The organism is Candidatus Enterococcus huntleyi (assembly GCF_009933175.1).
GTDB classification, from domain to species: Bacteria; Bacillota; Bacilli; order Lactobacillales; family Enterococcaceae; genus Enterococcus_K; species Enterococcus_K huntleyi.
This window is the reverse complement of sequence record NZ_MAEJ01000022.1, coordinates 42,661-55,088: the sequence shown is the minus strand read 5'-3', so window position 1 is coordinate 55,088 and position 12,428 is coordinate 42,661. Positions and strand designations below refer to the sequence as shown.

11 protein-coding genes are annotated in these 12,428 nt (G+C 39.2%); 4 read left to right on the top strand and 7 right to left on the bottom strand.

Annotation, left to right across the window (positions count from 1 at the left end; translation table 11 throughout):
* The 6 genes from BAU15_RS10960 to BAU15_RS10935 form a co-directional block, all read right to left on the bottom strand.
* The gene (locus BAU15_RS10960; protein WP_237580185.1) at nucleotides 1-2,280 is read right to left on the bottom strand and encodes an alpha-galactosidase; all 2,280 of its coding nucleotides are present in this window, start codon (nucleotides 2,278-2,280) and stop codon (nucleotides 1-3) included.
* Nucleotides 2,281-2,394: 114 nt separating this feature from the next.
* Nucleotides 2,395-2,994 carry a hypothetical protein gene (locus tag BAU15_RS10955; protein ID WP_161842783.1) on the bottom strand — a complete coding sequence of 200 codons (600 nt, stop codon included), beginning with the start codon at nucleotides 2,992-2,994 and terminating at the stop codon, nucleotides 2,395-2,397.
* A 22-nt stretch (nucleotides 2,995-3,016) separates the two neighbouring features.
* Nucleotides 3,017-3,874: a carbohydrate ABC transporter permease gene (locus tag BAU15_RS10950; RefSeq protein WP_161842782.1), complete on the bottom strand. Its 858-nt coding sequence runs from the start codon at nucleotides 3,872-3,874 to the stop codon at nucleotides 3,017-3,019.
* Entirely contained in the window at nucleotides 3,874-4,758 is an 885-nt protein-coding gene (locus BAU15_RS10945) for a carbohydrate ABC transporter permease (RefSeq protein ID WP_161842781.1), read from the bottom strand. Before BAU15_RS10945 ends, BAU15_RS10950 begins: the two co-directional genes overlap by 1 nt.
* A 310-nt stretch (nucleotides 4,759-5,068) precedes the next feature.
* The gene (locus BAU15_RS10940; RefSeq protein ID WP_161842780.1) at nucleotides 5,069-6,385 is read right to left on the bottom strand and encodes an ABC transporter substrate-binding protein; all 1,317 of its coding nucleotides are present in this window, start codon (nucleotides 6,383-6,385) and stop codon (nucleotides 5,069-5,071) included.
* Between the two features lie 90 nt (nucleotides 6,386-6,475).
* The gene (locus tag BAU15_RS10935; RefSeq protein ID WP_161842779.1) at nucleotides 6,476-7,408 is read right to left on the bottom strand and encodes a glycoside hydrolase family 113; all 933 of its coding nucleotides are present in this window, start codon (nucleotides 7,406-7,408) and stop codon (nucleotides 6,476-6,478) included.
* 140 nt (nucleotides 7,409-7,548) lie between these two features.
* On the opposite strand from BAU15_RS10935, the gene BAU15_RS10930 reads away from it, so the two are divergent.
* The 4 genes from BAU15_RS10930 (at nucleotide 7,549) to BAU15_RS10915 (ending at nucleotide 11,241) form a co-directional block, all read left to right on the top strand.
* Nucleotides 7,549-8,727, top strand: coding sequence for an AGE family epimerase/isomerase (locus tag BAU15_RS10930; RefSeq protein WP_161842778.1), 1,179 nt, complete (start codon nucleotides 7,549-7,551; stop codon nucleotides 8,725-8,727).
* Complete coding sequence (locus BAU15_RS10925) at nucleotides 8,724-9,668, top strand: acetylxylan esterase (protein WP_161842777.1); 945 nt, start codon at nucleotides 8,724-8,726, stop codon at nucleotides 9,666-9,668. Before BAU15_RS10930 ends, BAU15_RS10925 begins: the two co-directional genes overlap by 4 nt.
* Nucleotides 9,669-10,007: 339 nt before the next feature.
* A complete protein-coding gene (locus BAU15_RS10920; protein ID WP_161842776.1) occupies nucleotides 10,008-10,652 on the top strand; it encodes a FusB/FusC family EF-G-binding protein in 645 nt (214 codons plus the stop codon).
* Between the two features lie 241 nt (nucleotides 10,653-10,893).
* The gene (locus BAU15_RS10915; RefSeq protein WP_161842775.1) at nucleotides 10,894-11,241 is read left to right on the top strand and encodes a DUF6176 family protein; all 348 of its coding nucleotides are present in this window, start codon (nucleotides 10,894-10,896) and stop codon (nucleotides 11,239-11,241) included.
* A 564-nt stretch (nucleotides 11,242-11,805) separates the two neighbouring features.
* Here the strand turns inward: BAU15_RS10915 and efp are convergent.
* On the bottom strand, nucleotides 11,806-12,369 hold the full coding sequence (gene efp / locus BAU15_RS10910; protein WP_161842774.1) for an elongation factor P: 564 nt from the start codon (nucleotides 12,367-12,369) through the stop codon (nucleotides 11,806-11,808).
* Nucleotides 12,370-12,428: the final 59 nt, after the last annotated feature.

The window sequence follows — 12,428 nt, the reverse complement described above, 5'->3', positions numbered from 1 at the left end:
TTACACCTCATCAATTGCTTTCAAATAGATAAGTTGACTGTGAAAGTCCCCTTGTTTTTCTTTTGCCCAATACTCTTGGGCCCGATCAATATAATTTTCACCAAAAATCAGCCCGACATTCATTAAGTCATCGCCATAACGTGCCTGTTTTTGATTTTGTACTTGATTTTGATCTTGCTCTGTTTCTGCTGGTTGCTGACTCACTTGATACTGAAAGTCGTCTGCTAAGCCTTGTAACTTCAGTCGTTTATAGATTGGATTAGGTTCTGCCAATACTTGGTAATAACCTACAATCGCTTGACGTTTATCCTTTGAAACTACCATCCAAGCTGCTTCATTTGAATGAAATGGACTGACTAAACGATAGAAATCACCCGAATGGATCAAGCCACGTGACTCTTTAAACACGCGAACCTGTTGCTTAATTTCTGCTTTTTGTTCAACAGAAAGCTTAGTCACGTCTAGTTCATAGCCGAAGGTGCCAAAGGTTGCGACATCATTTCTCATTTTAAGTGAAGTGATCCGACCAACCTGATGATTCGGCACCTCAGACACATGGCTGCCGATACTCGACAAAGGATAGATCATCGATGCACCATATTGAATTTTCAAACGCTCGACGGCATCCGTGTCATCACTCGCCCACGTCTGCGGAGCATAATACAGCAGTGCTGGGTCAAATCGACCGCCACCTCCCGCACAAGATTCAATCAGCAATTCTGGATAAGCGGCTAATAATTTTTCATAAAGCGTATAGACGCCTAAAATATAGCGATGGAAAACTTCGCCTTGTTGCTCTTTGGCCAAATGTGTCGAAAAAGCTTCAGAGATATAGCGATTCATATCCCATTTTAGATAATCAATCGGTGTTTCATCTAATATAGCTTTCATCTGACGGAAAATTTCTTCGACCGCTTCTGGTTGACCGAAATCTAAGACAAACTGGTTACGCCCATGTGAGCGATTCTTTTTTGGATGACCTAAAAGCCACTCAGGATGTTCCTCATATAATGCTGTTTCAGCTGAAACCATCTCTGGCTCAAACCATAATCCAAATTTCAGGCCCGCCTTATGAATTTTATTCGACAGCGCCGACAAACCATTTGGTAATTTTTTAGGATCCACCGTCCAATTTCCTAACGATGAGTTATCGCTATTGCGCGCACCAAACCAGCCATCATCTAAGACAAACAACTCAATTTCCAGCTCTTTTGCCGTTTCAATCAGCGCATCAAGCTTAGCTTCATCAAAATCAAAGTAAGTCGCTTCCCAATTATTTAATAAAATAGGTCGCTCCTTGTGCGCCCACTGTGGGCGAACCAACTGATTTTGATAAAAGGAATGAAACGTTTGGCTCATCCCATTCAAGCCAGTGTCACTATAGACCATCACAGCTTCCGGTGTTGAAAAGGAGTCCCCTGCCTTTAATTGCCAGGCAAATTGGAAAGGATTAATCCCTAACATCAGTCGCGTCACCTCATAAGTATCAACTTCTATTTGACCTAAAAAATTCCCACTATAGACCAAACTGAAACCGAAAACCTCACCCGCTACTTCATTAGCTGTCGGCTCACATAAGGCAAAAAACGGATTATGCACGTGGCTACTCGCCCCACGCGTACTAGAAATTGATTGAACACCATAGTGTAAAGCCTCTCGTTGAACCTGCGTTTCTCGTGCCCAAGCACCCGTTAAATGAAGCAGTTCATAATCTTTGGTTGGTAAATCAATACTTAAACTCATCAAACGATTAACCGTCACTTCCTCTTGACCAGAATTGGTAAGGGTCGCATGGCGAGTAATCACTGGGTATTCTTTAAAAATCGTATAGCTCAACTGCAGCTCTACATCAGAATATTCATCCTTCAAGTAAATCACTAGCGTTTGAGCATCTGCTTCTTTCGAAAAGGTCGTTGGCTGTCCAGCAATCTTCTGCTTACCATTCTGGACAACATACGACTGATAGCGAAAGCGACTAATCGTATCGCCATCCGGATACGTTATTTCCAAAGCCGGATAACGAAAATCAGTCGTACCATACACAGGCAGCTCCTGCTTCACGTGTTCCAAAGATGAAGTATGATCCCCGTCAAACTGATTGTTTGATGGGCGAACTTCACGCTCAATCAGATAAGAAAAATCTTCTCGATGTCTGATTGCTTTGCCATAATATAACTGTTCCAACGTTTGAACTTTTTCCATCACACGAAAGATATAGCTGACCTGCCCATTCGTCAAATGAAATTCTAGCGTTTCTTGATTCACATAAATGAGTGCCACGTGTTTCCCTCCATTTTAGAATAATTCTCTGACTATTCGACAGGATCGTGCGAGGCTTGATCCATGCTCGATTCTTTCTGCCGTTAGTACATTCCGTCATGTATTAGACGTCTATTAAGCTTGTGTTTGTGGTTGTGCGAGTGATTTAGTAAAGCCTTTATCGATTAACCAAACGAAGATTCCTGGCGCTAGGCAAATGAAAATCAATAAATTTACCCACGCAAGTAAGACAGCTGTTCCTAATAAACTAAGTCCATATAAACTGATCAACGGGTGACGAACTAATTGATCCAAAGCCACTGCATATAGCTGTTTTTGCATCGGATTTTTTACGAACAGCCAAGCCACCCAAACCATGTACAAAGTAAATAAAATAAACGAAAATAAAACGGCGATGCTGAGGATTTGAACAACTGGTTGGCTAGTTTCTTTCAGCAAAGAAATGCTCAAAACCAGCAGTCCAGCAACAAAGAACCAAGCGAAAGAAAAACCTTTTGCGTAATGAATAGCTGTTCGTTTTTTTGTCAGCACACCATAAAATTTCTCTTCCTTTTTTTCAGTCGTTGTGCCATAAGCCATCGTATAGCTGAGCGCTGGTAACAAACCATAAACCACACCATTTTTGACTAGCAAAAACCAAAAATACAGACTTGCCTTGACGAGCTCATAAAAAAACTCGACACCACGTACTAATCTAGACTGTTTTTCCTCCATCAACATTCACCCTCCTGACTGTTTATTTCACGGAACCAGCAACGCCGTTATAAATGTATTTTTGTAAAAAGACAAAGACAATTAGAATCGGTAAGATAACAATAATAACCCCTGCCAAAATAACTGGCCAATTAGTGCCATAAGGTCCTTTGAAAGCAAATAATGCAGTAGAAATTACTTTCAAGCTACGATCTGGCATATACAAGAACGGATTATAAAAGTCATTATAGACGCCTACACCACTGATAATCAGCATAGTTACGATCGGTGCTTTCAAGTTTGGCAAGATAATCCGCCAAAAGATACCAAAATAAGACGCCCCATCAAGATAAGCTGACTCATCCAAAGAAATCGGAATTTCATCGAGATATTGTAAGAAAACATAGACTGAAATAACGTCAGTCCCAAGATTCAAGACAATCACCGACCACATCGTATTAAACAAACCTAAACTGTTAATAATTTGGAACGTCGCTACTTGGCTAGTAATCCCAGGAATCAACATCGCCATCATGAACAAGACCATGATGACTTTTTTCAAACGAAACTCGAAACGACTCATAGCATAGGCAAACATTGAACCCAGAGTCAGTTTCCCAACCATACTAATCACGAAAATGATCAAGGTATTTTTGAAACCCAACAGCATTTGACCATTCACAAAAGCCGTCTTATAGTTTGAAAGATCGATACTCTTAGGTAGCGACAAAACGCCAGTACTCAAGAATTCGCTATTTGACTTAAATGAGCCAATAAAAACCACCAAGATTGGCAATAACGCAACAATCGCGCCAATAATTAAGACCAGATATTTAAAGATACTGCCTGGAGTAACCTTTATTTTTTTCTTTCTCTTTTGTTGTGTTTGTGCTAATTCCATTATGCATCCCTCTTTTCTCTAGTCGCAAATCGTTGAACCACCGTCACAGAAACAACAATTACCAGTAGGATAAGAGCCATCGCTGAGGCCAGTCCAACTTTATTATATTTGAAGGCTGTATCAATCGTTTTAATAACGAAGGTCATTGTTCCATTTGAACCACCTGTCATAATATACGGAATATCGAACACGCTTAGTGAGCCGCTGACACCTAGAATAATATTCAAAAATAGAATCTTTTTAATACTAGGGATGATAATGTAACGGAACTGATCCCAACGATTCGCGCCATCAATATCGGCAGCTTCATAAATTTCGGGGTTGACTGATTGAATAGCCCCCAAGAAAATCAAAAAGTTAAAGCCGGTATAACGCCAAACGGAAGTAAAGGCTAGCGAGATATTATTAATCGAACGATCGCCTAACCATAAACGGATTTGACTCTCTAAACCTAAACTACTAAGTACAGTATCTAGTGTTCCTCCACCTTTATAAAAATATAAGAAGATAAAGCCGATAGCTACACCATTTAATAAGTACGGAAAGAACAGAATTCCTTTCCAAAAGTTAGCAAATTTTACTTTAAATGAAAGAATTGTCGCAAATAATAACGCAAATCCTAACTGAAAGAACGTCGCTATAAAGTAATACAAACTCGTCTTAAAGACTGTGAAATAATTTGGATTCGTCAGGACTGTTTTATAGTTCGCCCAACCAACTGATTCACTCGAAGGATTGTAGCCATTCCAATTTGTAAAACTATATTGGATCATTTTTACCAACGGATAATAAGAAAAGACCAATAAGAGCAAAACAGGAATGATGGTAAAACTGAGGACTAAAATTCGTTGTTCCGTTTTCTGACTAAGTTTAGATTTTTTCATTTTTCGATTCCCCCCTTAAAAATTGTAAACCTGATATAGACTGTTTTTAAAAATAGGGAACTAGAACACTGTAGTCACAGCTCGTTCTAGTTCCTATAAAAATGTTCTTGTGCTTGTAATACTGTAATCGCTGATTCTTTGATTCATACCTTTGAACTACGATTTAAACGACTGGTTTTTCATCCTTTTGATCCACGGTGAAAAATAGTCTGCCCCTTCGGCAATTTCGTAAACCAAAAGTAATACTGAAAAGCGTATTATTTTTGGTTTATTCCAATTGCTCAGGGCAAGGCGACTGGTTTTCATCCTTTTATTCACTTACAGTACTAATTGCGTCTGCCCATCTTTGGTTGAAGTCTTTCATGATGTCTTCGAAGCTTTCGTTTGTGTTGCCTGTTGCTGCGTCGATGATTCTTTGTTTTTCAGCGTCTGTTGAACCTACTCCTAATTCAGATTGGTTGTTGATGTCGCTGAATAGTGATTCTTTTCCGGCTGGCGCTGGGTTTTCTTCGATTAATTCTACGCCGGCTTCTTGACTTGATTTTAATGAAGTTGGGTATTCGCCACCGATAACTGCTGGAAGTCCGCCGTTGTCGACTGCGTAATCAGATTCATTGATTAACCAGTCTAGTAATTTGCGTGCTGCTTCTTTATGTTCGCTGTGTACGTTGATTGCTAAGTTGTAGTCGCCGCCAACTGCCATGTATTGTTTGCCATCGGCTGCTGTCATTGGGAATGTTTGGAACGTGATATCGTCCGCTGCATCAGGGTTTATTTCTTGAATTTGCGGTACTGCCCAGCTTCCTAAGACCATTACGCCAATTTTTCCGGCTGCCATATCAGCTTTTGATTGTTCCCAATCGGTTGTTGTTGGATCTGCTTCAATCAAGCCTTCTTTGCTAACATCATACAAAGTTTTGTAGATTTCGTTCATTACTTTGCCATCTTCAAATGGGGCTTTGTCACTTGTCATTTTATTTGTAAAGTCTTTATCACCTGAAGCACCTGGTCGAACGAAGTCCCAGTTAGAAAGTGTCCAACCTGCTGCATAGTTTGTGTAAAGTGGTGTCACATCTGGATTTTTGTCTTTAATTGTTTTTAATGCTGCAACAAAATCTTCTGTCGTTTTAGGGAATTCTGTAATGCCTGCATCTTTGAAAACTTTCATGTTCACAACCATACCTGTTGCATTCATCTGTGTTGGAATACCATAGGATACGCCTTCAAATGAGCGATCATTTAAGCCCATGTAAGTTTTAGCTAATTCTTCTTTATCACCTAATGGTTCGAAGAAAGTTGAATATTCTTGCGGTTGTAAATCACCAGGAAGCATTAATAAATCCCCATATTCATCACTGTTCATCCGTGTTTTGATCTGCCCTTGATAATCAGTAACCGTTTGGATTTCAACTTTGATATCTGGGTATTTTTCGTTGAATTCCTTCATGTACTCATCCCACTTACCATTACCTTCCCAGTCGGTTTTGTGGTTAATGAACGTGATAGTTTCTTTGCCATCTTTATCTGTTTTCGCTGAATCACCTGATTTACTACTACCGCAGGCTCCTAAAACAAATACACTTGCCGCTGAAAGACCTAATAAACTTACTAATGTTTTCTTTTTCATTATGATTCCTCCAAAAATTATAATTAATCGTAAGCGATTACAATTAGATAATAACACTTTTATAATTAAATGTATATACTTTAGTCGTTTTTATTCTATATTTTCGTAATAATTTTTTACAATCCCTTCAGAAAGCTTATTGTACAAGGCATAATCGTCATCAAATTTTGCTTGATCTTTTTTATAAAGCGTTGCTTTCCAGTCCCAAAGTCCAAATCCTTCGACCCAATTTCTCTTTTCACATGCAGAAAACATCGCTGCATACCACGCTGCTTGAGATTCCTGATTAATTTCCCCTGCCATCGACCAATCATTTGGCAGATACTCACTTCCTGCTCGACTCGGACAGCCTGCTTCACAAAAGAAGAAAGGTTTCTTTTCTTTTAAGACAACTGCTTCGATTCGATCCAGCTCTTGTTCCCATTTGTCGATTGGGTAATAGCCTGATGAAGAAATTACATCAACGGCATCCCACCAAGTCACGTTTGATTCTTGATATTTATCACAGTTATAAGTAATTGCCCCTTGGTATGCTGTCCTAACCTCTTTAATCAACATACGCCATTCATTCTCACGTCGGTCCGTATTAACTAATTCGCAGCCAATCACAAAAATTTCACAGGCAGTTCGTTGCGCAATCGCAGCATAATGCATCAAATACTCTGTGTAAGAAGCAAACCACTCATGCCATTTTGGTTCACAAGGCACATCATGATCAAAGAAATTTATATGCGCACGCCAGGTGCCATCACTGACATTAACCATTGGCTTCAGAATCACTTTCAAGCCGATTTCTTTTGCATAATCAATCATGCCCACTACTTCCTCATCCGATAAAACTGTCTCCCTACGCCAATTAATTTCTATCGACTGCGCCGTATCTTGTTCCGCCACAATCGGTAGGATGACATGGTCTGCCCCACAGCCTTCCTTCATCAATCGCAATGACTCTCTTGCTTCTTCAGTCGCCCACTCCCCGCGCTTACTCATGAAGCCAAACGTTATTCCTTTTACATAATCCATAAAAATCCCTCCTAAAAATATTGACATCTTGCATAAAAAGTATATATATTTAAATTGTAACCGATAACAGCATTATGAAATATCTTGTCCGATTTGTAAAGAATGATTTTTATTTATCCAATAATCAAAGGAGGAACCCAATGAAGCAAAAAGAATTACGCGACCAATTAACCCAGACCATTCTACCCTTTTGGCTCGCGCAAAAAGATCAACAATATGGCGGATTTATCAGCGAAGTGAATCAGGACCTAAAACAATTGCCGCAAGAACCTAAAAATTCTGTCATGCAAAGTCGTTACCTATGGGCCTTTTCTGCTGCCTCTCAACTAACGCCTTCACCAGAGTTACAAGCTGCGTGTGCACATGGCTTCTCATTTCTAAAAAGTTCTTTTTGGGACTCAGAATTCGGCGGTGTTTACTGGCAAGTCTCTTATGATGGAGAAGTAACCAAAGATAAAAAAGTTTTGTATGCACAAAGCTTCGCGCTTTATTCATTAAGTGAATATTACAAAGCCACTAAAACCGAGCCCGCTCTGACCTTGGCTAAAGAGCTCTTTGAATTGATTGAAAAGCACGCTTTTCGGCAAGATGGAGCAGGCTATAATGAAGAATTTTCACGCGACTGGCAAGAAATTCCGATTCACGAAGTTGGCACGGCCGTTGATGACCTGACATTCACCACCAATACACATCTGCATTTATTCGAAGCTTATACGGTGCTGTATGAAATCTGGCCAAACCAAAAACTTTTAGAGAAAATTCGATTTTTGATGGATCTGTTTCGAACAAAAATCATCCAAAAAGATGGCTACTGTCGCCAATTTTTCTCAAACACTTGGCAGCCTCTAACCACAGAGATTTCCTATGGTCATGACATCGAAACCTCTTGGCTTTTGGATCGTGGACAATCAGTGATTCGTACCAACCAGCTAGATGCTGAAATTATCCATTTGGCAACCTATGCACTAGAAAATGGCCTTGATACACAAGGCTTGATGAATGATTCATCAAAGAATTTGAGTATCGATCAAACAAAAGTCTGGTGGGTGCAAGCTGAAGCGTTAATTGGCTTTTATAATGCTTACCAAAAAACACAAGACGATAGATTTATTCAAGCAGCTGAACGTTTATGGCAAGCCATCCAAACTTATTTTATCGACCCAAGAAAAGCTAGCGAATGGTTAGCCTATCTCTCAGCAGAGACGCCCACTAAATTGAGCAAGAGACATTCCACATCAATTAGCGACAACTGGAAAGGTCCCTATCATACAGTGAGAATGTATCTAGAAATAATTAAACGAATGGAGCAAGACAGATGATTCAACTTGATGAGTGGAAAAACTACCAAGGATTAGGTAAAAAACCAGCCAATTTCGATACTTTTTGGGAAACACAACTAAAAAAAATGGAGGAAACGGGCCTTGATTATGAACTTGTTCCCTTCGACCTAGCCTCCTCAGTGGCAGACGCTTACCATCTGTATTTCACAGGTGTTGGTGGAGCAAAAGTTCACTGTCAGCTTTTACTTCCTAAAAATAAAAAAGGCAAACACAAAGGCTTGATTCAATTTCATGGCTACCATACAAATTCGGGCGATTGGCAAGATAAGATTGGTTGGGTTGCGGAAGGATTTGTCGTCTTAGCAATGGATGCTAGAGGACAAGGCGGACTCTCAGAGGATAACTCTCAAACAGCGGGGACCGTCACCAAAGGCTTGATTATTCGCGGCGTCGAAGAAGGGCCTGAAAATCTTTATTACGTGCGCGTGTTCTTAGACACAGCAAAAGCGACGAAGATTCTGATGTCACTAGAGGAAGTAGACGAAGAAAATATTTATGCGCAAGGTGCGTCTCAAGGCGGTGGACTAACGATTGCTTGTGCCGCTCTCGTTCCTGAAATAAAGAAAGTCATCGCCACCTATCCTTTCTTATCAGATTATCGCAAAGCCTATCAAATGGGCGCACAAACTTCTGCGTTCGAAGAGATTCCTTACTGGTTTCAATTCCGGGATCCTTTGCATGAACAAGAAGAAGAATTCTTTAACACCTTGGAATACATTGACATTCAACACTTAGCTCCGCGTATTCAAGCTGATGTCTACTGGTTAATGGGCCTTCAAGATACGATTGTTCCGCCAGAAACACAATTAGCTACCTATAATAAAATCCTAAGTCAAAAATCACTGTACACTTTGCCAGAATATGGACACGAATATTTGCCAAAAATCAGTGATCAACTGCGCCATGTGTTTCTCGATTAATAGCTAAACATCAAAAAACGAGTAGAAAGTCTGTCTCAACTTCTACTCGTTTTTTTGCTTTGTTTTTTTATAATTTTCTTGTATTTCCATATAATTTGACAAATAACTACGCACAGTGCTTGTTTATCAACCCATTTTATTATAAAATAAGTTGCTTTGTTACAAACAAGACTATTTTTAACTAAATAAATAACCCATAAAGGGGGTGATGCTATGATATACACTACTGTATCGTATTTAGCTACCCAAGGATTTCTTTTTTGATCAATGTTGTTGGTCAAAAAATGCCTTCCAACAACATTTTAAATGTACGATAGGCACTTGGAGAGGAAAATTTTTATGCCAACGATTCAACCATATCAATATAATTTTATAAGAAATCAAGTCGACGTGTTATTAAATACGTACTCGTCTGTCAATGATAAAAATACTGTAAAGACCGTACAGGCTTCGACTATTGGACAGGTTAATGCCTTATTTGAGGAAGTTCCTGAGAAAGTCACACAATTCATGGCACTTGTCACAGATGACCATTTAACTAAAGTCAAAGCGGATCAATATTTAGAAACACTTAAAAATGAAGTGATTCCATTTAATGAGCCGAGCACGCAACAGCTGACGAAAGCTTTTCGCAAAGTCAAAAAACTGAAATTTCCTAAATGGTCTGAATTAGACCTACGAAATCACAGCTACGTCGGCTGGAACGATGCCGGCACGCAAAGAAAATATATTGTTCTGTATGAGGACAACAAATTGGTAGCCGTTCACGGGACACTATCAACAGATATTTCGAAAGGTATCTGCAGCATCTGCCACAAAACATCAGAAGTTTCTATGTTCTTATCACTAATTAAATCTTCTGGTGATGGTACCTACACAAAACGCGGTAACTACATTTGCCATGACAGCGAACGGTGTAATCAGCAGATTCAAAAGCTTGAACCTTTACACAGCTTCATAAAAACTGTTAAAGCTGAAAAATAATTGATTGTCAGCACCGAAATTGCAGACTGTAATGAAACTCCCTGAGTTTCATTACAGTTTTTTTGTATCTAAGTTAGGTAGAAATGAAATCCACATTCAGTGCTAGCCACTATTTATTAGTCAGAAAGCTGAAATTGTCCACTACTAGCTAAAAAACAGCTATTTTTGCGCCTTCACCCTATTTTAAATACGCGAACCTATGTTATATTATTACTCATAAACTACTAGAAAGGAGTCTCCTATGCTAAACGTAGAACTCACAAGATTCAAAGTAAAAGAAGGTATGAGCAAAACAGTCGATGAATGGTTAGCCTTCCTAAATGAACATATGGCTGAGACATTACTCACATTGGAACAAGAAAAAATGTATGTGGAAACCATCTTCAGAGAAACGCTAGACGGCGTCGAATACTTATATTGGTACTCCGTCCAAGGCCAAGATGCACCTGAAGTAGAGGAATCAGATCACTGGATCGACAAAAAACATCTAGAATACTGGGCAGCCTGCATCGACAGAGAGTTTAGACCTATTGATTTGAAAACCGAAGTCGTGATGATCCCAACTGCTATTCGTGACCAGATTAAGTAGGAAAATTACACATTAGAAGCTCATTACTAAGAAAGCCACAGTCACTTGGCATGCTGCCTAATACAGGACATTAATACGTAAAAAGTCTATTAGAGGAACACCAAAAATGAATTTGACTTTCTCTAGCAGTCAAGAGATATAAAATTTACTCCATCGTTTTTAACCAAATTGAATCAAAATCTGCTTTTTTTTAATACGCCTTTTCAGTTTCCCAAAGCAAGGATAGTCAATCTAGCAGTAGGAGTTCCTGTAATCAAAAAGTTCTGCAGTCCCTAAAGGGGAATCATGAATTATTAGCTGTTGCTCCTTGTACCTACAGCTAGTTTGAACTGATTTAGCAATGAGATCAACGTTCTTTGTTGAGCTGCTTGCGACCAGACTGCAAACTTTTTTGATGGAAGGAACCCCGGATGCGGCACATGGTTTCGGACAAATGAAAATGTTGAGCAGTCTATCATGAAATCTTACTAGCACTCACAATAGTTATACATCCTTTATCGATAAAAAAGAGATTGTACGCATAGTCAAATCGACTAGTCGCACAATCTCTTTCATTTTAAAAATTTATTTTGAAGCACGTTTCAAGTACGTACCTTCTTGCGTGTTGATTTCTAGTAATTCGCCTTCTTCAACAAAGTCAGGGACGTTGACTACTAAGCCTGTTTCCATGATAGCAGGTTTACCAGAACCAGTTACAGTAGCGCCTTTGATTGATGGTTGAGTTTCAACCACTTTTAAGACAACACTTGTTGGAACTGCTAATCCGATGACTTCTGTTCCGAAAAATTGGATTTTTACTTCCATGTTTTCTAACATGAATTTTAATTCGTCTTCGATTAATTCAGTCGGTACTTCATATTGTTCATATGTTTCTAAGTCCATGAAGTTTGCGATATCATCTTGCACATATAAGAATTGAACAGGTTTTGTGTCGATATGCGCTTTTTTAACTTTTTCATCCGGACGCATCGTAGTATCGTAAGTTGCCCCAGTCCGTACGTCACGTAATTTCATACGCATAACTGTATTACCTTTACCAGGTTTATGGTGACTAGCATCTAATACTTTAATTAATTTTCCATCTAACACGAATGTCATTCCAGCTCTTAAATCACTTACTGCAATCATTTTAATTTCTCCTTTGTCTATAAACTCATACTTTCCTATTGTAGCAAATTATAGCCATT